This window comes from Paenibacillus sp. PvP094, from assembly GCF_040546835.1.
Classification (GTDB): domain Bacteria; phylum Bacillota; class Bacilli; order Paenibacillales; family Paenibacillaceae; genus Paenibacillus; species Paenibacillus illinoisensis.
The window spans coordinates 5,154,826-5,179,926 of record NZ_JBEPOM010000001.1 but is presented as its reverse complement, the minus strand read 5'-3'; the positions used below and the strand labels follow the sequence as shown (position 1 = coordinate 5,179,926).

The following is a 25,101-nucleotide window of genomic DNA, read 5'->3' as shown; positions in this document are numbered from 1 at the left end:
CTATACCTGCCGACAGGTTTAATCAAATCATTTACTTATTGAATTTATTTCAATTCTTGTTCAATTGCTTCTTGTGCTTCATCCAGCGCTTCCTTCACGTCTTGGCCATCTTCAAAGATAGCATTCAAGGTAACCGTATTGAATATATTGCCGATGGTCGGTGAAGCTTTTACGGACTTGATTGCTCTAATTTCGTCCTTGATTTCATTCAAAGTATCAAATGCATTTGTTTTGAAGTATTGGACGTATTCATTATCAGGGTTTTTCGTTACTGCATCATCTTTCCATACTTCCATGTTGATTGGGTCAAAACCAAGTGTATTCCAGATTTCAGTCGTAGCTTCTTTCGAAAGCTTAGCAAAGGCTACAAATTCTTTGGCCAACTGAACGTCTTTACCATTCTTAGTAACAACTGTGCCAGTACCGCCTAAGCCAACGGAACGAGGATTACCTTCTTCAAATACAGGCAATGGAGCAATTGCATATTTCCCTTTAAGGTCCTTCATTTCGTTTACAAAGCGGGACATGTACCACTCAGGCATCAATGCGCTCGCGTAGTTGCCTTTGTTGTATTCGCCTTTTGCTTCTTCTGTGTCGGGTTGTCCGCCTGGGATCGTATGAATAACATTGTTCTTCTGCAGATCGACTAACATTTCATACGCTTTAATCATTTCAGGCGAGTTCACTTTTGGATTACCATTTTCATCTGTAAAATCTGCGTTTTGCTGAGCTAGCAGCAGCGATGCTTGCCACGTAGCTGATGTATCAGCAGTACCTAAGTACTTGCCAGTCTTTTCATAAACCTTGATGCCTGCTTGTTTGTAATCTTCCCAAGTTTTGATTGTCTTGTAGTCAACACCTGCTTGTTCGAGAATTTCAGTGTTGTAGAAAGCAAGCGTAGCACCTACGTGATAATCAAAGCCATAAACCTGGTCGGCTTTGGAGTAAATCTCGACACGTGAAGGAACAACAACGTCTTTGTATGGTGCAAATACATCATTCAAAGATTCCAGTGGAACGTTGTCACCTTCCAAGAATTTAGGGAATTGACCAAGCTCGATATCCGCGATATCAGGAGCACCTTTTCCGCTTGTAACTGCCAATAAGAGCTTGTTGTGCATATCATCGTAAGGCATAACCGTTACATTCAACTTAATCTGTTTGTCTGGGTTCTGTTGGTTCCATAACCCCAGCATTTTATCTAAATGCTTGCCGTGCAAATCTACGAATGTCCAAAATGACAATTCTGTTGCATTCTCACCAGCATTAGCGCCTAATTGCTGTGTTTCCGTTTTTGAATCAGAAGGAGTACCACATGCTGTAAAAACAAGTGACATAATAAGGACTGTAACGAAGGAGATTAACGTACTGCGTTTTTTCATTTTTTCGTCATCCTCTCTTTTTTGGTTATGCATTTGAAAAGTCGGCTGACTAGTTAGTTCTGTTAATTTAAGCGGGTTCAATCTACCTTGGCACCACCATCCTTAACATAAAATCTAACCGTTCAAAGATAAGACCCCTTCGCAACAAATTCTCAGATTCCATATTGTAAGCGCTTTACATGCCGTATTATAATATAGATGAAATATGCTTTATATAACCAATTGATTATAAAATCATAAAGTTTATGGGGAGATGCAACTTTTTGAAAAAGCTGGCGCTCTACAAACAAATTCGAGAAGATATTCTTCAGAAAATTAAATCAGGGCAGCTTCGGCCAACGGACCGCATTCCTTCTGAGCAAGAACTAATGGACGAATTCAGAGTAAGTAAAATAACCGTCAGGAACGCCCTAACCCTACTAGCTGACGAAGGATTAATTAAACGCGTACAAGGCAAAGGCTCATTCGTCTCTTCTAGTCTTGTTATTTCCAGTATCAATTCTCCGCCATCCCCAAGGAGCGCGTCCTCCATGCCGCTCATCGGCTTCATCATTCCGACGATGAGGACCCGTGTCATTCAGAAGCTCGTTGACTACACGGAACAATTCCTGCAAGAAGCCGGCCTCAGCATGATACTAAGCATCACGCGCGAGTCCTCCACTATCGAAACAAACGTCATTCGTACACTAACGGAGCTCGGTGTGAAGGGGCTGATCGTTTTTCCGACAGAAGATGAGAAGTACAACGAATCATTACTGCGTCTGTCGCTCGATAAATTCCCGTGCGTGTTCATCGACCGCTATCTGCGCAACATTGAGACGTACACCATTACATCCGACAATTACGGCGGTGCGTACAAGGCTGTCTCCCATTTGCTATCCAAGAGTCATCAACAGATTGCGCTCATCTCACCTGAAAATGCCAATACAGCCATCGAGGATCGCACGCTTGGCTTCGAGCAGGCGTACACAGATCAAGGCATCTCGATTGACAAGAGCTTGTGGTGTCACATCCCTCTCGACATTCTACGCAGCGATCAAGCATTGGACTATGTAAGCGACTTCTTACAGGACCACAGTGGAATTTCGGCAGCCTTCTCCCTGACTGAAGAAACCGCACGCCTTACATCGGCCGCTATCAGTCGTCTGAACGATCACTCCAATATCGATTTACTATCTTTCGATAATCCACATCTTTCAGGCGTAGCTTATGTGCAGCAGGATGAACAGGAAATGGCACGAACAGCCGTAAAGCTGTTACGTGAACAAATGGAAGATATTTATTCTCCTAAGAATGCCGTCATTCCCGTGCAACTCATCTTCCCTTGACATGACAAAAGTTGTAGCCATGGCGGAGCTGTTGCGGGAAGGATGTCAGTTCGCTCCAGTTTCTCGCCACAACAACACGACCATCTGTTGTCTTAAGGTTATTGCAGGTCTTTTCATTCGAGGGGATATAAGTGAGAATCATCAAAACCCAATAAGATTGGACGTACTTCACCGTGCAAAAGCACTTTCGACGGCAATCCTCATTCAGGTCGATGACAACTTTCGAACACTGAAGGAACTCAATGTCCCTTTCTTCCAACGGCGCTGGCAAACATCATAGACCAAGAATAGCGAAAGAAGCGAAAGTGCCGTCAAAAGCACGTTCGCTTCCAGCAGCGACACTCCTGACACTTTTCTTTCCCAGCCTCGGAGAGTCTCCTCCATTCACGAAGCCCTCTTCCCTCCGTGGGATGTGACGAGGATGCACCACTCAAAACGCGATAGCCTATGTACCTTTTCAGCGTTACCATGGCCCGAAACCTGCGCACTGTCCTTTTCGACAATGGTACAATGTTCTTGTCCTCAGCAAGGGACAAGAACTTAGTTCCTTAAATCAAAAAAGCCGCTATATAAGCGACTTTGAATGGAACAAGGCTCTTGTCCCGCGACAGCTTTACCGATAATACGCTTTGATTCCCCTTTTCCGTAGATATTAGATGTATCAATCAAATTGATTCCGAAGTCTAAAGCTTCATCAATGATTTTTATGCTCTCATCTTCGCTTGCTCTAGTTCCAAAACTTGATCCGCCTAATGCAAACGCACTAACTTTTGTACCTGACTTCCCAAGATATCGATATTCCATGGTACCCTCCTAAATGTAGTCAGCTTAAAATAATAAACACATGATGATTAAAGCTGTAGAACCTATTATAATTTGGCATTAACCCATCAATATTCAAGAGTTAATGCCACGAGTACGATAATGAAGCTTACCCCCAATCACGAAAGCCTTTCAGTACTTGCATGTTCATGCTAACTTCTTTAAAACACTAATTTGTTCGGGAGCTCCAACTGAATTAAGAGAGCGACTCCAATATTTGGTGGGCACACGAATGTTTGAAAATTCAACCAAAGATCCAGCCTATATGTTTTCTGACTATGCAATTGCTTATTTAGGAAATGCACAGTTTGGAATTATTCAGCACTGGTTTATGACAAATCGTGAATTCCCACCAGAAGATATAGCAAGGATACTAACCGCATTTATCCGCAAATCTCCTTGTCTTGTTTAATGAGGATTATTGAGCAATTTTAAATTTGAAGAGCACCAGCTCAATTTTTGAACTGGTGCCATAACCATTTGCCGCCATCGAGAAACTGACGTTTCTGTTCCGAGCCTTCGTCGTGTTTTAAAGTAAAAATAACGGAATGCTGAATCCATGTTGCTCTATGCACGTGCTTCCACTGTTCTTAGAACGCTATGATAACCAAGCCTGGCCGAAGTATATAATTAATAAGGACGGTCGCCAATAATGGAAATCCGTTCCGCTACGCGACGGTTTGGATAATAATCGGAAGAAGCGTAATGCTGGGTCGAACGGTTATCCCACAGCGCAATTGAATTTTTCTCCCAATGGAAGCGCACTTGGTATTCCGGAATTTCCGCCTGACGGAACAGGTACTGGAGCAGTTCCTCTCCTTCCTCCTCAGCCAGGCCAACAATTCGCGTCGTAAATACTCGATTAACAAACAGAGTTTTCCGCCCCGTCTCCGGATGCGTGCGAACAACCGGATGCTCGGCGGCAGGGAATTCCGCCTGCTTCTGTGCCAGCAGCTCAGGTGGCATTGACCGTCCGAAGGTTGGCGTGAAATCGTGAATGGCCTTCAGCCCGTCAATGCGCTCCTTCACCTCATCCGGAAGGTTGTCATAAGCAGCGCCCATATCCGCCCACAGCGTATCCCCACCTTGCGGCGGCACCTCAGACAATCGAAGAACGGCACCCATGGAAGGCTCAAGACGCCAGGTGACATCCGCATGCCAGTTGTTCTCCTGCCCCTTCATATTCGCATCTTTCTCGAAACGGGTAATCTCCGCTGCCGCACCCTTTGGCAGGAACGGATGATTCTCAAGTTCTCCCCATTGTCTCGCAAAATCCAGCTGCTGCTGGCTTGTAATGTCCTGGTTGCGGAAGAAAAGAACCTTCCATTCCAGCAATGCACGGTGTAGTTCAGCCTTAACCTCTGGCGACACCTGCTCTCTTAAGTCAACGCCTTCAATCTCGGCGCCAATAACAGGACCAAGCGGCTTGAGCGTGAATAACGTATAAGGACGGTCTTCCAGGCCGTCAGCCAAACGCTGCAGGAAACGCGGGCCTCCTTGTATCGTGCGTTTCGCTAAAAGATCAATTTGACGGGATGTGTCTACGGTTAATTGAGTCATGGTTAATCGCTCCTTTTTAGATAAAGTGATTTATTGGGACAGCTTCTCAAGAAAACTCATCTCGACATGATCCTGGAAGCTAATCTTATTCTTAATGAGCCACCACCGTTACCAGCGCTATAACTGATAAGTCTGTCAGCGTGAAACCCCGAAACTTGTTTCTTTTCATATGCTCCCTTTTTCTCAATGGAACTTTGCCTATATATTTAATCGGATTTAGAGAATAAAAGAAAGATTCGATTTCCTATCCTCCCCTGTGATCAGGTAAAAGGTTAGGAAATCGAATCTCCGGTCATCCAGTCGATTCTTCATTCACTTCGTTCGACAAATTGACAGAATGATCAATTTGTCATTTTATAACTGTGATAATACCAGCTGATTTTTTTGCTGTCAACCACTTTTTTGATTATTCCAATCCGCTTGGTTTACTTTTTTACAACAAGCCTCAGCATAATATCGACGGCATTACCGGAAGGCTCGCCGAAGCCGCGGTAACCCCATATTGATGTGCTTTGAAACAGCGACAGCAGCAACGTGGCCAGTTCAACCGCATCCCCTTCCACGATTGTACCCTCTGTCTGCCCGTCACGTATAATGTCAGCGAGCAGGTCACGGTTAGCCTGTGCTTTCTGATTGATCTCCGCTTTCTCCTCCGGATTTAACACTTCGGTCGCCTGCGCCTGCAGCACGATCCAGAAATTCGTGGACGTACTGCCCTTCTGTAGGTATTGTTCAATGAGCCATCTAAGTTTGTCCAATGCTGTTCCGCTGCCGCCGCGCGCTTCGAGCAGCAGCTCGGTATACCTCTCCTGTGAGGACTGTACAAGTGCCAATAGGATCTTCTCCTTGGAATCAAAAAAATTATAAACATGACCGTAGCTTAACCCCGCTTCGGTCGCAATATCGGATATTTTCGCTACGGCTACGCCTCGCACGGAAAATACGGAAGCCGCTGCCGACAAAATCTGATTGCGGCGCAGTTCCCTCTGCTGCTGGTCTTTGATGACGTTCCTGGCCATAATATCTGCTCCTTTGCCATGATCCTTTCAAGAGGTCTCATACGCTCATTCCTGTTTCCTTCGCATTTTCCGTCTTTAACGGGCGAAACATCGTAAGTGACCTCTCATGGAAGTCATTGAGATTAACGCATTCTGCCTGTCCATCGATACTTTCAAACTGCTAAAAGGTATCTCCGTTATAAATATATCACAAACGACGTCATTCAGGACCTACCAGCACGCCATGGTCTGTTTGGCTCTTGAAGTTAGCTGTGGTTTCCCGCTCGGGTTATTACAAGTGAAGAAAAAGCATAGCAGCGGCAATTATACATCCGAATAGGCCCTTTTTAGTTACAGCAAGATTTGAAAAGTGCATTTTTAACCTCTGTGTTATCTTGAGATCATTCATAATAATTCAAAAAGAACGGAGGGCATGAAGTAAATTATGGTAATTAGTATGCTGAATCAATCGGCAGTTTTTTGATAGGTGCATAAATGTGGAAGGCAGATTGAAAATTGTGTATATCATCAAAAGTTTGAATGAGCTCAATATGTGAATCCTCGGTTTCCTGTCTAGAAATTTTCAAAAATCTTGCATAATCAGTTTTAAGGATATCTCCTATTTCAAGGAGATCACCGAAATACTTGAATTTGGCACAGAAGAGATGTGGTACGTCAATAGTAAAATAAGAATCTTTATTGATCTGAATGTCATATGGGATTCCAAACAAGACTCTAAAGCGGGTTGAATTAGGTAGGCAATTTGAATAGATGATATAACATGGGCCACTTACTGTTTCATCAATTGACTTCAATAATTTGTCAGAATGAGAGCGAATCTTAGTCTTATAATCATCTTCAGCCAGATCAACTTCAAAAGCTATTCCGGTAACTCGTATGGATTCAAAGTCTGTTAGGGTGAAGTCAGTGACAATATCACCATTGATGTTCTTTACGGGTCTTTTGACCACTGAAGGCATTGGTGTTAGAGGGATTTTCATATTTTGTACTCTTAGAGCGCTCGGGGTTATGCCATATTGGCGTTTAAAAGCACGAGTAAATGATGATTGGGCTCCAAAGTTAAGTAGGTACGAAATATCTGTAAGGGATAATTGATCAGATTGTATGAATTGTAGTGAAGCGTTCAATCTTCTGGAAAGTATGTAATTGTTTAAGGAAGAACCTGTTATGGCAGAAAACAGTCTGTGAAAGTAATATTTCGACATGTTGGCTGTATCCGCTACAGAATCTAAAGATAAGGGCTGATCTAAATTGTTCTCAATATGGAGTAGAGCGCTCTCTATGACTGCGTAATGGTCCATAATAACCTCCAATCCATTTTTCAGGGTAACTCTGCAATTATATACCTAGACAGTAATTAATTTAAGGAGGTAAGGTAAAATGACGCAAGACAGAAGGAATGGAATTATAATCGGGATTTTTTATATTGTTGCTGCAGTCACTTCAGTTATCGCTGTTATCTCTTATGAGCCGGTATTATCTGAACAATGGTATTTGTCCGTGGCAAATGGTTTTAAAACAAAGGTCTTGCTCGGAGTACTTAACGATCTCATACTCGTTCTAACTGCAGTTGGTACATCGGTTATGCTGTTCCCTTATCTTCGTCGTTGGAATGAACAACTCGCGTTAGGATATCTATGCTTTCGATTCATGGAAGCTGTACTTATTGCCATTGGTGTGGTAAGTATACTAGGTTTAGTGCAGCTTAGTATATATTATGAAGGAAACAGCTTAGCGAGTATAGAAAATCTTAAAGAGCTCGGTCACTTGCTGCAAGCATTTCATCGATGGACATCGATGTTAGGTCCTAATTTTATGCTCGGTATTAATACTGCACTGTATAGCTATTTACTTTTTAGAACAAGGTTGGTTCCAAGAACGTTAGCGCTATCTGGTATTGTGACTGCTATACTTGTATTTATAGCGGGTCTTTTAGAAATGTTCGGTATTATAGAACCTCTTTCTGCACTAAAAGGAGTGATTGCTCTTCCCGTTGGCGTATATGAGTTGAGTTTGTCTGTATGGTTAATTGCAAAGGGATTTGACAAGAAAAACCTCAAGAAACTAGAAGCGAACTAGGGATTTAATCCTCAATATTTAACTTCTCCACCTCACCTTTACGACACTTAAAACTTTTGAATTGCCATTTCAATTTGTTTGTTAAATTTCGCATTCTTCGAATTGTCTACGGTTTCATGATGCCAATAAAGAATAAGAACATTTTTGTATTCATAGATGTTCGGTATTTAAATATCATATTTTTCATTATAATCCCCCTTATCATCAGTTATCGACGTTCCGAAATGGAGGCAGGTTGCTAAGATAAGGAATTATAATATGATGTCGATCCTGCCCGTTAACTTGAACAAAAGCAGCCGATCAAAGTGATTAGCTGCTTTCTTGGTATTATCCAAGCTATCCGTTAATTTGTAGAACTGTGTTTCAGACATGTAAGAAGCTCCCACCTAGGGAATCATAACTTCAACCCAAATGCGAATGACATATGTATCGGGATTTTGTTCAGAGAAATAGTTGATAAATCCATCGTGTAGGCGTCCCCCCCCACTCTCAAGCCCTTAATCTGTATGAAACTTCTAAGAATGGAACAGGCTCTTTTAGATTGTTCGCAACATAGCCCCAAAAAATCCTCCCTGATTCAAAACTTTCCTTACTTATAATTGTCCAGATCGGAAATTCATGTTGGATTACATAGGTCATATCATCAACTCTTCGTCTATCGGATATTCCCATAGTCCCAGTTTTCCCTTCGCAGGAATATAGGGCTTGAGCAGACGGAAACCCGCTATTTCCCAGGCAAAATAACCTGGACTGTAATCGCCTAACAGTAAGTCCTCACCCGTCACAACCTTTCCGCAATCCAGAATGGCTGACGAAGGATTAGTGTCGATGACTTGATAACAATTTGAAAGCTCGCAAGTTGCAAGGATAACCCCCGTAGGGAGGTTTTGTTCCGTATAGCCATTCTTAGCGAGTAAAGAACGTACGGGTTCATATTTGCAGGCCTGCTTATCGACTTTCCGGCTTGCATGAATGGCCAACGGACCGCGATACCGGGTCTTCCAGGATCTTGTTTCATAGAGAGTTTCGCCTCGGACAAGCAGGGTCGCCCATGGTTGAATCATAGATAATACTTTCATTCCTCTACGCTCCATTCCTGTTCATAATGAATTACTATTCCCCAAACATCCTCGAGACTTTCCATACCCGCATGATGCGACTCTAGATATAAACAGAGATCCTACCTGCTTAAATAACATCAATTCAAATGAACAACAAAAAAAACCGTTGATCCTCATTATTCAGATCAACGGCTTGTTCATTGTGCAAACAGCTGTTTTATTACTGTTCCTTATACACGCGTACATAATCCACTTGCATCGTCGCCGGGATATCGGAGGCGTTCGGAGTACGGCCGCCGTCAAAGTTTCCGCCGATTGCCAAGTTCATAATGAGGTAAAACGGCTCATCGAAAGGTGCATTCGGATTATTCGGTGCAGCTGCAGAATACCACTGCTCGTTAGTGACTTTATAGTAAAACTTGCCGTCTACATACCATTTGATATTGTCCTCTTCCCAGACTACCGAGTATACATGATAATCATTGGCAAAAGTTTGCCCTTCCGGGAAGTGATAATCGCCGCCCGAATATTGGTTGCCGGGCCATTGTCCCCCAAAGTGTATGGTACCGCTTACTGATCCAGGCAGACGGCCTCTCGCTTCCATAACATCAATTTCACCTGATGCAGCCCAAGTGCCGTATACCGAGTCTTGTGGAAGCATCCACAGTGCTGGCCATACACCGTCACCTGTAGGAAGCTTGGCACGAAAATCGACTCTGCCGTACTTCAAGGACAATTTATCCTTGGTGTTAATCTTGCCAGAAGAATACTGTGCAAACCGATTCGGATCCTGCGGGAAAGATTTGCTATCGTTCATGGCTTTGATATTCAGCTTTCCGTCCTGTACATAGACATTTTGGGTGCTGTTCGTGTAGTGCTGCAGCTCTGCGTTACCCCATCCCCATGTAGCGGGATCGTTATTGAGATAATAGCCTGTTTCATAGTTCCATTTGCTTGTATCCAGCGTAGTTCCGTTAAACTCATCCTGCCAGATGAGGTTCATGCCTGCGATTGCCGGGTCGGTTGGCGTTCCAATGGAGATATCCTCTTGATCAGATACATCCGGACGCGGAGCATTGGGATTGCCGATAAAGGTATAGTTGACGAAGTTGTTGCCTATATTTCCGCCCGCCTGTCCGTTCAGTGGATAGCCGATACGAATCTGCATATTCTCTTGGATCGGCTGGAACCAAAGGCCATAGACGTAATCGGCCCAGTATCCCCACTGGTTGGCATCGGACATATTGTTGTACCCATTACTGGAGTATGCAAATTTGCTCTGGCTGGAGTTACTCAAATCAACCCATTGCCCATTGATGTTAATTTGGTATACAAAATTGCCCAGTTCCTTGGCGATTGGCGCCCCCCCATCAATTTTCGGAAGCGGAACCCCAATGGAACCATTTGCATCTGCGGTGAAGGTTGTTCCTTCATATGGCGTAATCACATATGAATTTCGTGTAGGTTCATTAAACGTAATGGTATAAACAAGATTAGCCGAGGAAGTCTTTGATTCCAATTTGACATTGATCGACTCCGTTACATTAAACCAGTACCCACCGCCGCCATCAGTGAATTGGCCAAAATTGTGATCGTAGATCCAGCCGCTGGCTGCGTTATTATCAATATCAATCCAGGTGCTGCTGTTAACAGGTTTGACATACACCTTCAAATCATCCGCAACAGCTTCATAAGTGACCGCAGGATTATTGTTGAACGTTGGATATGTAAAGCCTGCACCGCCTGTGAAACTTGCTGTGATTTGTGGACCTTGTGTCGGACTCATCGCTGTGATGGTTGTTTTGTTGATGTTTTGGAATACAAGTTGATACTCCAGCTTAACACCATTCGCTTTGGAGTACAGTTGAATCTCGGTTGTTGCGGAGAGGGTGAACCAATAGCCATTGAAGCCGCCATCGCTCCAGTGCCCCCAGTTTTGGTTATAGATATAACCGCCTGCCTGGTCGATATCAACCCAGTTGCTGCCCACTTTTACATTAACGCCTACATCATTGTAAACATCATTCCATGTCGCGGAGCCTCCATTGAACTTAGGCATAACAAATCCATAGCTGGCTTTGCCAACCCCTGATTTTGAAATAACAGGCCCGTCTGCTGGTGAGAAGTACTCCATTGAGGTTACGGTAGTTCCCGCTGCCTGAACCTTTGAAGCTGGGAGTATGCCAACACTAGCCAGCATTACAACTACAAGGAACATACCAAGTAGCTTTTTCATAAACCGTTTCTCCGTAAAGTAAGATGGTTTCATCATTGCCCTCCTTTTAATGAAATAATAGCTTCTCCCAATTCATGCGCACTTAAGTAATCGCTTACATGGGGGATATCCTTATTCTATCGAATAGGTTATTTTGCTGAAAAGGTACAATTGTTTTTGTGGTATCCCATTTTTTTGGCTTTTGATTCAATCTGCCTTCTGCCGCATCATCTGTCGGTACTCTGTGGGTTGGATCTGCATCACATGTCGGAACGCCCGTGTAAAGCTTTTGTAGCTTTCATATCCAACCATAGCAGCCACCTCAACAATTTTATGATCGGTTTCGGCGAGAAGCCGCCGCGCTTTATCCAGACGCACATCTCGTAGGTATTCAGCAAAACCCTTACCCATATTCTTCTTAAACAGATTTGAAAAATAAGCATAATTAAGCGATACATGATTGGATACCATCGCAAGATCCAGCGGTTTATGGTAACTCTCGTGTATAAAACGAATGGCTTCATTCAGATCCTGCGAATGGCGATAGCTGCACTTATAGTCATAATAGAACTGATTCAGCCGAAGCAGCTGCTGTTGCAGTGCTTGTATATAATCACGCATCCCTTGATAATCAAAGAGATTACTCAATGATTCAAGGTCCAGCTTTTCTTCCCCCAAGTAAGGGCGGATAACTCGTTCGTATTCCTCCATCATCTGAACGGTGGCGGCGCAGAGGTGTTGGGTATAGCGAATAGGATAGCGTTGCAGCACCTTTTTGTGAAATATTGCAGAAATACCCTGAGTAATTATTCCGCTGTTATCTGTTCCAACTGATTGGAAGAGTTCATATAAGTCTTCATAAGGAAGCTGCCACTGCTGCTCCATATGCTCAATTTGTGCTGGGAGGATACTGTACTGATCAGGAAACAAGTAACTGTGGCGATAGAGCTCAAGCACTTGGGTATAGCTGTGTGGTAGTTCTTTTAACCCCTGAATCGGGTTAGTCATGGCCGTTATGGCAGTGATCTTTGCTTCCTTGAGCGCTTCAGGCAAAACACTTGGATCGATGGACGCATCCACCGCAAGGATCAGGTATGGGCGATGCTGCAGGCATATACAACCTTCTCTGCCAAACACACGATAAGCAATGGCTTCCATGCTATGGGAGCTGCTGGCTCCGGGCTGGTTTATGCAAGCTTCCTCCCGCAGCAGCGCTAGGCGATAATAACGCCATAACGCATCATTTTGTTCCTCAATCTGAAGAATCCATGCATCATCACTTAACGCACCTTGCATAAACATTCTTAATTCTTTACGATCTGTCTCTTGGGCTAGACGGGATACATGCTGCATATTGTGCGTAAGTGCCTGCCGTATCTGGATCTCTTTCCATACCTGCTCCAGGGAATTTTGCAGATCCTCTCGTTTCAAAGGTTTTAGCAAGTAGCCCTTTGCCCCAAGCCCGATCGCTTTTTGGGCATATGTAAAATCACTATAACCGCTGATAATAAGGTATTCCACATCCATGGATTCCTCTTTGGTTTGAGCCATAAGTGCCAACCCATCCATATCCGGCATCCTGATATCAGTAATAACGATGTGAAAGCAGTGCTGCCGCAATAGGGTCAGCGCCTCCATACCGCTCGCGGCACAGTATATGTTGTTCAGCTCCAGAGGAAATTGATGCAGCATGGCCTGCAGGCCGTCACGAATGTGTTTTTGATCGTCCACAATCAGGATATTCATCATGCTCTACCACCCTCCAAGATTACCATTTTTCCAAGGCAAGCGTATCGTTACACAGGTATATGCACCTTGCACACTATCAATCCAAAGACCGCAATTCTTGCCATAATGAAGCTGCAACCGCTTATTTACGTTTTCCAAACCAAGTCCGCTCCTGCTAGTAACCATCGGCGTATCCGATTCGCTCCGCAGTACCGCCTGAAGACGGTGTAACATCTCAGGCTCCAACCCCTCTCCGTCATCTCTTATGTTAATGAAAAGCAGATTGTCATCCTCTACAGAAAAGGTAATCTCTATAGATACCCTGCCACCTGAAGGTGCCCCGTGATGAATTGCATTTTCAACGATGGGCTGCATACACATCTTGGGAATGGCGTAGCGAAGGATCTCCTGAGGAAGATCTGCCGTCATAACGATACTGCCGCCTTCCATAAAGTTCATAAATTCAATATAACTCTGGATATTGGCAAGCTCCTCACGAAAAGCAACGGTATCACTGCGCCACTGCATGCTGTAGCGCAGCTGGGAGCCGAGCGACACCAATGAATTGGCTATAGCAGGCTGCCTCTGTACCTCTGCTACCATGCGGATCGATTCCAGAGCGTTATATAAAAAATGGGAGTTAATCTGCGAATGCAGGGAGTGCAGCTGTGCGTTTTTCGCAATTAATTGCTTATCCACGACCTGTGTCATTAGACGTTTGACCTCATGTAACATTTTATTGTAATTCACGGCCACCTCATCGATTTCATCTCCTCTTTCATTCTCATCAAGGCCAGTATCAATCATTGCATCCAGCTCGCCTTTCCGTACCTGACGCATGGATACCAGTACGTTGTCCAACCGCCGGAAAATACGCCGCGTCGTTTGGGATACGAGTAACATAATCAGCAGCAAAACACATAAAGTAATCGTTACCACAAATGCATACCAACTGCGCGGACCCTTCATCAATGTCTGTTGAGAAGCAATATCGACCACATAAGTGTTCAACGGAGCGATGTATCGATATAATGCATAGTAGCTCTGATCTCCTACCTTAACCTGAAGTGGGCTTTCCTGCGACGATGCATCCAGCTGGCGATGAATACTGTCAAGGATCTCCTTCAGCCCCTGCCCGTACTTCTCAGAAAACTCATGCTGCGGATTGTAAACATACTGGGGAGGATCACTTGCGTTCATCAACACCGAAAAGAAGTCCCCCTTGCTCTCCTGGAGCAGGTCGCTGAAAAACATGCTGTGCGGGACTCGCACTTCCATAATACTAGGGCGTTTTTGTTCCTGTCCTTGAAGTCGAACCAGACGATAGTAGGATAAGGTGTGTCCACCATCCCTAAATGAAAATAAACGGTAAGCCGAACCACCTTCATCCCGAAGCTTTACCCAATAATCCTTCGGGTAAAATTTCTTATAATGATAGATTTCAGGCCAGATTTCATACAAGTTTGGGTTATCGACGTAAAAGCTAAGCTCACTGATCATCGCATTGCTTTGAATAATATTGAGCATTTGCTCAAACTGGTTCTGCTTAAACTTTACGAGGCGCAGTCCATCCACTAGCATATTGGAATGAATAAAATCCACAAATGACTTTTGAGTGAGGGCCGTATTGGAAGCGCTCTCAATCATGTCCATTCTTCTGCGCAATTGTTCATTCAGCCATGAAACGTGGCTGTTGCCCGTTGCCATAGCGTCCTTATATAGCTGCGTTTCTTGCATGCGGATATACACAAAGGATATCAAAATAACAGGTATGGCAATCATCAGGCTAAATGCCAGAAACAGCTTCTGGGATATATGGGCATTCCGATAAAGCTTCCTCAATCTCGTCAGTAGGTATTTCATTCTGATGTATTCACCACCTTTGTTATACCAAAAATATCTAGTGTAAGAATGTGTTAGGGAAAGGTTATCTGGCTATCTTGGCTTTCCGCAGTTCCAGTTCAGCCTGGCGATATTCCATCACCTGGTTAAAGCCGTAGTTCACACGACGGATCAGAAAATTTTCGAAAATTTTGTCAAAGGCAGCTTCATCCTTCGCTGTAATTAGTTCTGGCAGCACTTCTTCCCAATTCTGAGAAATACGTGAATAGGCTAATGCTATATCGGAATCCCCTACAGGATCTAGTCCCTTATAGATGCCGCTGTCCAGATCGGCCTGTTGGTTGGCGAACTCCTCCATTTGCTTAATGGATGGGGTATGCTCTGGTCTCCACTGGTTAACGAAAGCAGGGTTTCGCAGCATCCAGTAGGTATCCATTATGCCATATTCCTTTTCCAGCCGCTCCCTATCCGTGTCATGCAACTGGACCATCGCCGCCGTTAACTGTGGTTTACCGTTCTCCATCACCCAGGTTTCACCTTCTTTGCCCAAAAATAAATCACGTTGGCCTTCTTCGCTGGCCAGATAGGTCAAAAATCGGATGGCTCGTTCAGGGTTTTTCGTGGATCTGCTAATCATCGTAACCATCCAGCCATCCATGCTGCCGGGGAACAGTTTGGCGGATTCTCCCCTGCTGCTCCGGGGTCCATCTACAGCAATATAGTATGAACTCTGATTCGTAAGGACTTCCAATTTCGAATTGAGGTCCGATATGTCTGTCCATTCCCGAATCATCATAAAATATTGGGCATGGTTGGTTTTTTCCTGCACCTGTGCACTGGAGTCGACCAGAAAATCAACATTAATCAGGCCCTGCTCGTAAGCGGTACGAAATGTTTTCAGCCACTCGATATAATCGGGATCTGTCATTCGGTCGTATACTTTACCGTTCTGCTCATGGGGGATCGCAAGCAGATTTTGCAAATATTCAGTCATCCCATAGGATGCATTCCCCTGTGCCCAAAATGGACTGATCAGCTGGCCTTTATAAACCGAAAATTGATTCTTCAGCAATTGCAGTGCATTTAGAAAACCTTTGGATGTGCTAAGGTCTGGTTTGCCCATCGACTCATACAGATCTTTACGTACGAGAAAGGTTTGGTTCGCTCCCGTCAAGCCGGTTGAACGCATCTGTTCGGGACTGTACGCATCATTGGGAATGACATAGGTATGACCATCTTCCTGCCGATACCATTGTAGAGAACCATCACCTGCTACCTTGAAAAAGTAAGGATCATACTGATTGGCTAACTCATCCAGGGCATAGATGAGATTACTCTCCCGAAGTTTGTTAACCGCACTCTCCCAGGAGCCGATGGTTATCAAATCTGGCAGACTACCTGTCGTCAACGTCCGTGATAACATCTCGCTTGGTTCACTAGTTGCTACTTCAAATTCGATATTGACCCCTGTTTTTTGGGTGACGTATTTGGAAGCCAGGCTCTCACCCCAAGTGTGCCCGTACCATTCGGCTCCAACGAACCACGTTAGATTTACTGGGGTGGTATCCAGCTTCCATGACGGTTCTTCCATATTCAGGCTCTGTATCTGCTCCGTGAAGTCCGCCTTTGTCGAAGCATCCCTGTCTTCCGATTGCTCTGACTCAGAACAAGCAGCCAAGCCTGACATCAGACACATCATCAACAAGGCTAAAATATATGGACTCCGAAACATAAGTATCTATGCGCCTCCTTTCTTTTCTTGCCTTCTCCAATCCCCATCTGCCCCATCATTTCTACTAGTGGTGGTACAATGATTTTACTATCCTTGGATTAAAATGGAAATGGTTTAGTGGTCGATTCTCAAATGTTCCATATCATTCCCCTAACGGAACATAACTTGTACCGATATAACAAAAAAGCCGCTAAAATAGCGACTTTCAATGTGACTTATAGAGGAAGCATTCGACTCGCCTATTATTTACTTTTTCCCTTTAACCAACTTTCAAATTCGGAGGCCACAATGCGTTCCCCCGAGATACCCTCCGCTTCCGATGAAGCCAAAAAGATAATAGGTTCCGCCATAACCTCCGGCTGCATCAGCTGGAATTTCGCCTCGATCTCGCTGCGCAGATCATCCGGAATCATGCCCGTCGCCGTTGCTCCGCCCGGTAGCAACATGTTGACCGAAATTCCAGATTCCTTAAGATCCTCTGCCATGATCGCTGACAGCGATTCTGTTGCGGCACGCGACGGACCGTACGGAACAAAACCCTTTCTTTTCATGGTCTCATGATTCATTGAGATGTTAATGATTCGTCCTTTTCCTTGTTCAATCATGAGTGGGGTAAATCCTCGCGCTACCAGAAAATAACCGGTGAGATTGGTTTCGATAAGATTGCGGAAGCCCGCAGGCGTCACCTTGTAAAAGGGCTGCGGGTCCTCCAGAAAACGCGGGTTAACCGTTCTCATCCCGATACCGGCATTGTTTACAAGGACATCAATTTTACCCCATTCAGCTTTCACCCATTTCACCGCATCTTCTACCGACCCCTCTGATCTCACATCCAATGGAACCTCAAAAACAGTAGTATATCCCTTTGCTTTAAGTTTTTTTATGGCTTCAGTTAATTTTGATCCTGGACGGGAATGTCTTAGACTAGAAATTCATTCTAGTTCACGAACTCTGTTTTCATGATTTGTAAGCGGCTCCGACAACGGCAATTATCATATGGACAACCTTTCATACTTTGAGATCGGCGCATTTCAAAGGTTTTTCTCTCTATAAAGAAAGCCTTTTTTAGGCACCTTCATTAAAAAATACTTGTTCACATTCTCATCTTATTCTCCATTAAAGCTAGACGGGCATAAATGCAACAACAAAAGTTACATTTATGCCCAAAAAAATGTTATTAATTTACTGTGACTTTTTTATCATATCGTCCACATCTTCTAAAGTGAAGCAAGCGAGAATATCTTCCATTGATTAAGTAATTGGCAGTATATTTAATGATTGTTGTTTCACGGTGAAATACTCAGAAATGATTTGTTACAAATCGACTTGGAAGCTACAGCAAGAATAACAAGTAACCATACTCATTCTAAGAAATTTACCGTTTTACATTCGTCAGTGTACTCCCCCATTCACCGACTGGTTCAAGCCAGCTTATGATTCTATCATCAATGAGGTTGGTAAGTGCACTTTCATACTCAGCTCGATAAGGTTTAGTAAGCTCGTGTTGAACCCAACTTTCTCTTGTTCCCTGCCAGATCTCATAGATGACAAGATCATCAGAATGATCAAGATCATCGGAGACGATTGCATTGACAAAGGCAGGTTCACTTTTGAAGTTGCTAATCATTGCAAATAGGCTTTCACGGAAAGCTTCTTTCTTACCAGGCTTAATTTTAAAACGTATATTGAGAATGATTTGATGGTTGTTTGTTGACATCACTAAACACTCCTTTTATTAATTTTTTATTATCATCATGGTCACGAGTCTCATTATGTACTAAGTATCACTTTTAAAATAGTACGTACTTTTAAGTTATATAGTAACTAAAAAGTGATAATTGTGATGGAGTACAGAATAAATTCATTTTAATTACTCTATTCTATATTTAATCTTCGATATTCATCCTTGTTCAATGTCTTCTCTACCTAATCCTGACCCCAATCACAAAGAGCTCGCAAAGTGGGTTCAAGTGACATGCCCAGTTCTGATATTGCATATTCCACTTTTGGTGGTACCTGATTGTACACTTTTCTTATAATCAAATGATTACTCTCCAACTCCCGCAGCGACTGTACTAACATTTTCTGAGAAATTGATGGTATGAGCCTTTTCAATTCACCGGTCCGTTTAGGTCCTTTTATTAAGTAATACAGAATAAGAGGTCTCCACTTTCCGCCAATGACATCTAAGGTAATTTCAAGATCGCAATAAATAGTTTTCAATGGAGAAACACCATCCCTCATTTAATTTCCATTATTATAGTACACTTATTGATTAAATCCACCTTCCTTGCCATATATGCGGTCTGTTTTTATCAATACCATTACCCTGTCATAATACGGAAAAGGGAGCCCTTTGAGCTCCCTTCTTTGCATGAATAACTTCTATTGGATAGTCAAATTGAATCCATTTTGAATTTGATGCACATTGGGGTTCGCAATGTTGCTCGTTGTCAGATGGTTAAACGTTGCTGAACCATTGCCGGTATACGTGTATATTGCAGCTCCTTTATGCGGCGTTGTGAAGCGTGATGTCTCAATTCCATCTAGACCGGTACCATTAATATTGATATTGTTAAACACAATGTTCTCGAAACCACCGCCGTAGCCGAATTGAATGGCACTCCGCTGTGTATTGAGAATATCGATGTTCGTAAAGGTTACATTCTTAATGGCATCATTGGAAGCTTCCAGATCGATCGCTCCCCGTTCCCCGTTATACAGATCCTTGCTGGTACCACTGTTAATAATCGTTGTATCTGAGAACAGAATGCCCGTGTTATTTTGGAAATGGTACCCAGGGAAGACGGTATTCATTCGGATTGCTGAACCGCCAACCGTATCAACAATCAGATTGTTGGTGGCCTTATGTCCGCTACCTCCAAAAAAGGCGATTCCCGCTGCACGCCAATTGTTCTCAATGGTGTTGAACGAAAAGGAGTTGTTCACCCCTGCCGGTGCACCATTCACGTTGCTGGTCCATACAGCCAGACCGTCATCACCGTTGTTGCGAACACTGCTGTTGCGTACCGTCGAATTGCTCGTGCCTTGGGCAAAGTTGACCCCATCTGCAAGGTTATTCCGAATACGACTGTTCTCAATTACCAAGCCATCGGCGATGATCGCTGGTGTGTGTGCATAATCCCCCACCCAGAACCCGCATTCAAAATGCTCAACCCATACATTGCTGACTTTCGAGTTTTTACCGAAATTGTCCATAAATCCCTTGTAGACTGCGTTCTCACTGTATCTTGAGCGCAGCATGGAGTTCATATAGACATTGCTGAAATCCAATTTGCCTTGCACTCGGAAAGAAATGCCACCCGATGCTGCATTCGGATTGGTGAATTGAATATTCGTATGCCAAATGCCTGCACCAACAACAGTGAGGTTATCAATCATGTTTGCTGGCGTTCCAATCTTCCACATGTTGCCCAGATGGAATGTACCCTCTGGGATATATAACGTTTTGCCTGTAGAAACGGCGGATTGAACGGCTGCTTCAAATGCGGCAAGATCATCCTTCCCATCGTTAGCCACTGCACCAAAATCGGTTACAGAAACAGCGTTGGCCGGACGCGAGATTACAGCAGGTACAGATTCAATTTCAAGAAAATCAACGCCATATTCCAGGTTATCCCCATTGGTCTTCTGAATACGAATCGTGTCTCCAGCTTTCAGAGGTGTATCTAGTTTCCAGTGAACTTCGTCAAAACGGAACAATGGACGTCCTGCGCTTGGCGTATCTCCCGGATGATCACTAGAGAAATACTGCCAGTTGTAATAAGAGGTTAGGGGAACCGTTTTGACCTTGCTGCCATTTACATATACGTCCAGCGATCCATCTAGTCCCATACCGTCTGCCGAATCCGGCATCGTAAATCGCATGGTAACTCCGGCGCCTCCTTCGCCTTGTCTGACCGTCCATTGTGCGTAGGAACCATTGGTTGGCAGGGCAATATACTTCTGCCCAGATGCTTCCGACGCCGTTAATGCCTGGTCAAAAGTCGGTGCTGACTTCAGCGTTGCACTACCGCCACGAGTAGCATCATCCGTATCGTACCTTGTGTACGGCATGCTCGCACCGCGAGCAGAATATACAGTCAGCGTGCTTGTCGTTACGTTGTTCGATTGTTTTACCGGGGCTTCATTACTATCAGCGGCAACGGTCGTTGTCACATTATAGTTACCATTTGCAGCTGTCCAGCTGCCGACATTGACATTGACGGATGCACCCGGAGCTAACACACCAGTATACGAGCCAGAGTATGTCTGAATCGTTGCTCCGGCAGCATTTTTGAGTACAACCGTAACACCGTGCGCACCGCTTGCTGAAGCCTGATTCCCCTGATTTTTCAGATTAACGGTAAAAGCTACCGTGCTGTTTACGGTAGGATTACTCGGACTCCAAGAGACCGTTCCTACCAGATCCGAGCTTGTAATTGGTGCAATGATCAGATCAGATGAATGCGTATAATGGTTGTTACTTTCATTCTCTTCGATGATTTGATTTTTCTCATCCACCTTCGCGCTTAGCGTATATGATGCGGCGCTTCGGTTGCCGGCGTTAAGCGATACCATTGTCGAAGCCCCTGCCTGCAACGCATTTACGGATGCTGAACCAGCCAGCTCATTATTCAGATAAAAGTTGACGATAGATGCCGGAGATGCAGTAGAGCCCATGTTTTTAACTATGGCATTCAGCGTGATTGGACTGTTCTCTACAGGTGAAGAAGGCGTCCAGGACATGCCTGTAATCGTCAAGTCGGGATTCGGTGCAGCGGTGCCAAATACCTGAAATTCAGCAATTTGACCAGCTGGAGCGCCAGAATTCGCCGTAATGTTTAATTGCAGACGTTTCACCGTTGCTGTTACAGGAATCTTCACGTTGTTACCTGAAGCTGGATTAAACGTGTACGATTGGGCAGACACCAGATTGCTGAAAGTGGTTGTGTCCTGGTTATGTCCAAGTACTTGAATCGTCTGCGTTCGTGTACTCCAAATCGGATCCGGGTTTAGTCTCAGTACAATGGCTGTAATCTGATGATTGGAACCGAGGTCCAGCGTCAGCGTGCTCGGATTGCTGCCTCCCTCCCAGTACGTATTGATATTATTATCGTTTGCATTCGCAGCAACATAAGACTGACTGCTGGAAGATGACGTGATTGCTTTGCCGATCGCAATATTCGTTCCTTCCACAGGCGCTTCGGGTTCAGTCGGGTCAGGATTTGGTACCTGCGAAGAAGGACCGTAAATTTCAAATTCGGACAATTGAGCAGCGGGCCATTCGGTATTTCCGGTCACCATGAGACGAACATATCGTGTTTCTGTAGCTTCAAAATTAATCGTAGTCGTATTCTCTGCCACGGATGGATCAAATATATAGTCTTTGGAAGCAACGATGTCTGTGAACGTTGAACCGTTACTGCTTCCTTGAATGGTGATCATCTGTGAGCGAGTTTCCCAAGCTGAAGGCAGCTTCAAGTTGATTTGTTCAATATTCGTATTTGCTCCAAGATCCACTTGAATCCATTGCGGAAATGCGTTGTTTGCACTCTCCCAGTAGGTCGTCTGATTACTGTCGGTCACATTGGTAGGGCTATAGGCTTGGTTATAGCTGCTTGCGGTAACCTGTTTACCCAGTGCCAGATTCTCCCCACCAGCAGCCGAAACTTTGGCAGGAAATCCGACATTCAGGAATACGTTCGAGACCAGCATTGTTAATACGAGTGACCATACAATGTATTTGCTGCGCATTCAATTCCTCCTCAGGATGCTATATAAACCGCTACTTAAAACATTCTCTGAATTCGAGCTTATTTAACGTTCATATAACGCTCATAAGCATCATTACGGATGGTCACCAACCGTTCAAGACCCATGTCATTCAGCTTTTTGACATAAGCATCCCACCCCTCTTCAATGCCACCTTTCGTTACCCATTGGGCACGCATCGTTGCCACATAACCATCAATATCCGTTGTCAGCGTTGGCAGCTCCTGAAACTCTTCTGCATTGTACATGACCTTCGGATAAGGCGTTGTAACGTCTGCGCTGCCCAACTGATCGATTTGCAGCTTGAGTCCGTCTCCCGCCTCCGGGTTGAGCTTGATGTTTTCTTCAAAGGAAGGGCTTACATATTTAGGCCCAAAATCGCGCAGCGATTGATCCCAGTACCAGGCATCGGCACTTGTGCCTGCAGGAGGGTCCATAAGTGTGTAGGTGCCATCATCATTTTTCTCAATGACAGTTCCGATCGCACCCCAGAAATTCTGAATGCTAGCTTCATTCGTATAGAATTGATCGGCCCAGCGTGCTGCTACTTCCGGAATCGTACATGAACTTGTTATGAGCAATTCATTACGGGCCAAATTCATGCCACCAGGGTCACCTGGCTGATAACGTTTGCCATCAGGTCCGGCAATAGGCGCAATCGCTTCGTACTGGTCGCTCCACTTGCCAAACACCGCATCAGGGGTCCATTGGTTACTGAAGCCGACAATGGGAATGTCTGCATTTTGCCATTTGGCTGAGGTCATGGTGTTGTCTTGGGTGAACAATTCCTGATCGATCAAACCTTCTGAATACAATTTATGTGTGTAAATAAAAGCTTCTTTATAAGCGTCCGTTGTCGGAAAATAGACCGGCTTGCCATCCTGAACGATCATGCTGCTGGCATTAATATCCGTGATCCCGAACGGATTCAGAAAGTCCATATTCAGACCCGTTTCCGTGTATGGAATTTCATCCGGTTTACCGTTTCCATTTGGATCTTTCTCCTTAAACGCTTTCAATACCTGATACAGTTCTTCTGTGGTTGTAGGTGCCTTCAACCCAAGTTTATCGAGCCATGCCTTGTTGATTACAGGTTGATTCCTGCTCTTCGGACGGGAAGGTAATCGGGTAGGCATGGAGTAAATTTTGCCGTCAGGAAATGTGCTTATTTTCTTCATGTCAGGCGTCTCTTCCATCGCTGCCTTCAAGTTAGGCATATACGAATCGATGTATTCATCCAGCGGACGGAAATAGCTCAAGTTATTGACAATGTCCGAATCGCTGAACACCTGATCCCCCAGAATAATATCCGGAAGCGTACCACTCGCCAGCATAATCGATTTCTGCTCACCCCAATCATTGGAGGACATGACTTGCCACTCAATTTTCACATTGGTCTCCTTCTCCAAATCCTTAAGCCATTGGTTCTGGGTAAAGGTATCACCCATGTTCCCCCAGCGAACCGTCAACACTTTGAGCGTTACCGGATTATTGACAATCGGCAGCCCTTCTTTATTAAAATCGCTTGATATTGGAGTCTCTGCGACCTCGCTGCTATTACCACTGCTGCATCCAACAACGCTTACCAGCATCACGGTAACAAGCAGCAAGCTATTCATTTTGGTGAAAAACTTCTTACCTATCTTTTTCCCCATGTGGGACCCTCCTTGATTCGTAATGAATGACCATCTGCCTTATTCCTTCACTGCGCCGATCATCACCCCCTGATTGAAATACTTTTGGATGAACGGATAGACACACATGATTGGAATCGTGGCGATAATAATCACGGAATACCTCATTAGATTTGCAAGACGTAAGGCGACTTGTGCAGCCTCCCCGGTTCCCATGCCGGATTGCATCTGATTCGTGATGAGAATGTTACGCAGAATCAATTGAAGCGGGTACAGGTTAGGGTCTTTTAAGTAAATCAAGGCATTAAAATATGAATTCCAATACCCTACGGCGATCCATAATCCCAACACTGCGATGATCGCTTTGGACAACGGCAGTACAACCAGCACAAAATACCGCAGATTACCGCAACCATCGATCTGGGCTGCCTCCCATAGATCCCCAGGAATGCTGGTCTGGAAGAAGGTCCGGGCAACGATCATATCGAACACCACTACGGAGAACGGTAGCACCATCACGAGAAACGTATTGTAAAGATGAAAATCGCGAATGGTTAGGAAGGTTGGAATTAAACCGCCACTAAAAAACATCGTAAAAATAAAGAACAGAGAGAAAAATTTTCGTCCAACCAAATCTTTTCTTGATAAGGCATAAGCCGCCGAAATATTAACAACAAGTCCGATAAGCGTTCCTACCACCGTGTATAGAATGGTATTGCGATATCCGATCCATATACTTTCGTGCCTCAGTAGCTCCTTGTACCCTTCAAGCGTAAAGCCTTTGGGAAAGACCCATACCTGTCCGTTAGCCACAGAAGAGGGATCACTGAAGGAGGCAATGACTATAAAATAGATCGGATACATGATCGCAATCAGAAAAAGAATAGCAAAAGCATACATTATAGCTTCTGCCACTGTCATGCG

Annotated in this window: 19 protein-coding genes; 3 read left to right on the top strand and 16 right to left on the bottom strand. The window is 44.4% G+C overall.

All coding sequences use genetic code 11. From position 1 onward, the window contains the following. Positions 1 to 44: 44 nt before the first annotated feature. A complete protein-coding gene (locus tag ABIC22_RS23610) occupies positions 45 to 1,382 on the bottom strand; it encodes an ABC transporter substrate-binding protein (RefSeq protein WP_127537154.1) in 1,338 nt (445 codons plus the stop codon). A gap of 263 nt (positions 1,383 to 1,645) precedes the next feature. On the opposite strand from ABIC22_RS23610, the gene ABIC22_RS23605 reads away from it, so the two are divergent. Next, the gene (locus tag ABIC22_RS23605) at positions 1,646 to 2,710 is read left to right on the top strand and encodes a GntR family transcriptional regulator (protein ID WP_354484240.1); all 1,065 of its coding nucleotides are present in this window, start codon (positions 1,646 to 1,648) and stop codon (positions 2,708 to 2,710) included. Between the two features lie 540 nt (positions 2,711 to 3,250). Here ABIC22_RS23605 and ABIC22_RS23600 read toward each other — a convergent pair. Further along, entirely contained in the window at positions 3,251 to 3,514 is a 264-nt protein-coding gene (locus ABIC22_RS23600) for an aldo/keto reductase (RefSeq protein ID WP_354484238.1), read from the bottom strand. A 136-nt stretch (positions 3,515 to 3,650) separates the two neighbouring features. On the opposite strand from ABIC22_RS23600, the gene ABIC22_RS23595 reads away from it, so the two are divergent. After that, positions 3,651 to 3,944 (top strand): TetR-like C-terminal domain-containing protein, encoded by a 294-nt coding sequence (locus ABIC22_RS23595; protein WP_354486075.1) that lies wholly within the window; start codon positions 3,651 to 3,653, stop codon positions 3,942 to 3,944. Between the two features lie 218 nt (positions 3,945 to 4,162). Here ABIC22_RS23595 and ABIC22_RS23590 read toward each other — a convergent pair whose 3' ends face one another. The 3 genes from ABIC22_RS23590 to ABIC22_RS23580 form a co-directional block, all read right to left on the bottom strand. After that, on the bottom strand, positions 4,163 to 5,092 hold the full coding sequence (locus ABIC22_RS23590; protein WP_354484236.1) for a TauD/TfdA dioxygenase family protein: 930 nt from the start codon (positions 5,090 to 5,092) through the stop codon (positions 4,163 to 4,165). Between the two features lie 425 nt (positions 5,093 to 5,517). Further along, positions 5,518 to 6,111, bottom strand: a complete 594-nt coding sequence (locus ABIC22_RS23585) for a TetR/AcrR family transcriptional regulator (RefSeq protein WP_127537150.1) — start codon at positions 6,109 to 6,111, stop codon at positions 5,518 to 5,520. Between the two features lie 431 nt (positions 6,112 to 6,542). After that, the gene (locus ABIC22_RS23580; protein WP_354484234.1) at positions 6,543 to 7,412 is read right to left on the bottom strand and encodes an AraC family transcriptional regulator; all 870 of its coding nucleotides are present in this window, start codon (positions 7,410 to 7,412) and stop codon (positions 6,543 to 6,545) included. Between the two features lie 79 nt (positions 7,413 to 7,491). On the opposite strand from ABIC22_RS23580, the gene ABIC22_RS23575 reads away from it, so the two are divergent. Next, positions 7,492 to 8,190, top strand: coding sequence for a DUF4386 domain-containing protein (locus ABIC22_RS23575; RefSeq protein ID WP_354484232.1), 699 nt, complete (start codon positions 7,492 to 7,494; stop codon positions 8,188 to 8,190). A gap of 635 nt (positions 8,191 to 8,825) precedes the next feature. Here ABIC22_RS23575 and ABIC22_RS23570 read toward each other — a convergent pair. From ABIC22_RS23570 to ABIC22_RS23520, 11 genes are all read right to left on the bottom strand, one after another. Next, on the bottom strand, positions 8,826 to 9,269 hold the full coding sequence (locus ABIC22_RS23570) for an ASCH domain-containing protein (RefSeq protein ID WP_127537147.1): 444 nt from the start codon (positions 9,267 to 9,269) through the stop codon (positions 8,826 to 8,828). Between the two features lie 202 nt (positions 9,270 to 9,471). After that, complete coding sequence (locus ABIC22_RS23565) at positions 9,472 to 11,520, bottom strand: glycoside hydrolase family 16 protein (protein WP_246058129.1); 2,049 nt, start codon at positions 11,518 to 11,520, stop codon at positions 9,472 to 9,474. Positions 11,521 to 11,673: 153 nt separating this feature from the next. Beyond that, entirely contained in the window at positions 11,674 to 13,215 is a 1,542-nt protein-coding gene (locus ABIC22_RS23560) for a response regulator (protein WP_354484230.1), read from the bottom strand. 3 nt (positions 13,216 to 13,218) lie between these two features. Continuing rightward, on the bottom strand, positions 13,219 to 15,057 hold the full coding sequence (locus ABIC22_RS23555) for a sensor histidine kinase (protein ID WP_354484228.1): 1,839 nt from the start codon (positions 15,055 to 15,057) through the stop codon (positions 13,219 to 13,221). Positions 15,058 to 15,121: 64 nt separating this feature from the next. Next, positions 15,122 to 16,768, bottom strand: coding sequence for an extracellular solute-binding protein (locus tag ABIC22_RS23550; protein WP_354484226.1), 1,647 nt, complete (start codon positions 16,766 to 16,768; stop codon positions 15,122 to 15,124). Positions 16,769 to 17,010: 242 nt separating this feature from the next. After that, positions 17,011 to 17,700: an SDR family NAD(P)-dependent oxidoreductase gene (locus tag ABIC22_RS23545; RefSeq protein WP_354486074.1), complete on the bottom strand. Its 690-nt coding sequence runs from the start codon at positions 17,698 to 17,700 to the stop codon at positions 17,011 to 17,013. A 443-nt stretch (positions 17,701 to 18,143) separates the two neighbouring features. After that, positions 18,144 to 18,485, bottom strand: coding sequence for a putative quinol monooxygenase (locus ABIC22_RS23540; protein WP_354484224.1), 342 nt, complete (start codon positions 18,483 to 18,485; stop codon positions 18,144 to 18,146). 209 nt (positions 18,486 to 18,694) lie between these two features. Continuing rightward, the gene (locus tag ABIC22_RS23535) at positions 18,695 to 19,012 is read right to left on the bottom strand and encodes a winged helix-turn-helix transcriptional regulator (protein WP_354484222.1); all 318 of its coding nucleotides are present in this window, start codon (positions 19,010 to 19,012) and stop codon (positions 18,695 to 18,697) included. Between the two features lie 141 nt (positions 19,013 to 19,153). Further along, positions 19,154 to 22,525, bottom strand: coding sequence for a discoidin domain-containing protein (locus tag ABIC22_RS23530; protein WP_354484220.1), 3,372 nt, complete (start codon positions 22,523 to 22,525; stop codon positions 19,154 to 19,156). Positions 22,526 to 22,584: 59 nt separating this feature from the next. Further along, complete coding sequence (locus ABIC22_RS23525) at positions 22,585 to 24,198, bottom strand: extracellular solute-binding protein (protein WP_354484218.1); 1,614 nt, start codon at positions 24,196 to 24,198, stop codon at positions 22,585 to 22,587. A gap of 39 nt (positions 24,199 to 24,237) precedes the next feature. Continuing rightward, entirely contained in the window at positions 24,238 to 25,098 is an 861-nt protein-coding gene (locus ABIC22_RS23520; RefSeq protein ID WP_354486072.1) for a carbohydrate ABC transporter permease, read from the bottom strand. Positions 25,099 to 25,101 lie beyond the last annotated feature (3 nt).

What these genes read in the sequence shown, in the direction of transcription:
- ABIC22_RS23535 (WP_354484222.1), bottom strand. Translation starts at nt 19,012, where the DNA reads ATGAGGGATGGTGTTTCTCCATTGAAAACTATTTATTGCGATCTTGAA.
- ABIC22_RS23585 (WP_127537150.1), bottom strand. Translation starts at nt 6,111, where the DNA reads ATGGCCAGGAACGTCATCAAAGACCAGCAGCAGAGGGAACTGCGCCGC.
- ABIC22_RS23555 (WP_354484228.1), bottom strand. Translation starts at nt 15,057, where the DNA reads ATGAAATACCTACTGACGAGATTGAGGAAGCTTTATCGGAATGCCCAT.
- ABIC22_RS23560 (WP_354484230.1), bottom strand. Translation starts at nt 13,215, where the DNA reads ATGATGAATATCCTGATTGTGGACGATCAAAAACACATTCGTGACGGC.
- ABIC22_RS23600 (WP_354484238.1), bottom strand. Translation starts at nt 3,514, where the DNA reads ATGGAATATCGATATCTTGGGAAGTCAGGTACAAAAGTTAGTGCGTTT.
- ABIC22_RS23590 (WP_354484236.1), bottom strand. Translation starts at nt 5,092, where the DNA reads ATGACTCAATTAACCGTAGACACATCCCGTCAAATTGATCTTTTAGCG.
- ABIC22_RS23530 (WP_354484220.1), bottom strand. Translation starts at nt 22,525, where the DNA reads ATGCGCAGCAAATACATTGTATGGTCACTCGTATTAACAATGCTGGTC.
- ABIC22_RS23565 (WP_246058129.1), bottom strand. Translation starts at nt 11,520, where the DNA reads ATGAAACCATCTTACTTTACGGAGAAACGGTTTATGAAAAAGCTACTT.
- ABIC22_RS23550 (WP_354484226.1), bottom strand. Translation starts at nt 16,768, where the DNA reads ATGTTTCGGAGTCCATATATTTTAGCCTTGTTGATGATGTGTCTGATG.
- ABIC22_RS23520 (WP_354486072.1), bottom strand. Translation starts at nt 25,098, where the DNA reads ATGACAGTGGCAGAAGCTATAATGTATGCTTTTGCTATTCTTTTTCTG.
- ABIC22_RS23570 (WP_127537147.1), bottom strand. Translation starts at nt 9,269, where the DNA reads ATGAAAGTATTATCTATGATTCAACCATGGGCGACCCTGCTTGTCCGA.
- ABIC22_RS23525 (WP_354484218.1), bottom strand. Translation starts at nt 24,198, where the DNA reads ATGGGGAAAAAGATAGGTAAGAAGTTTTTCACCAAAATGAATAGCTTG.
- ABIC22_RS23540 (WP_354484224.1), bottom strand. Translation starts at nt 18,485, where the DNA reads ATGTCAACAAACAACCATCAAATCATTCTCAATATACGTTTTAAAATT.
- ABIC22_RS23610 (WP_127537154.1), bottom strand. Translation starts at nt 1,382, where the DNA reads ATGAAAAAACGCAGTACGTTAATCTCCTTCGTTACAGTCCTTATTATG.
- ABIC22_RS23580 (WP_354484234.1), bottom strand. Translation starts at nt 7,412, where the DNA reads ATGGACCATTACGCAGTCATAGAGAGCGCTCTACTCCATATTGAGAAC.
- ABIC22_RS23575 (WP_354484232.1), top strand. Translation starts at nt 7,492, where the DNA reads ATGACGCAAGACAGAAGGAATGGAATTATAATCGGGATTTTTTATATT.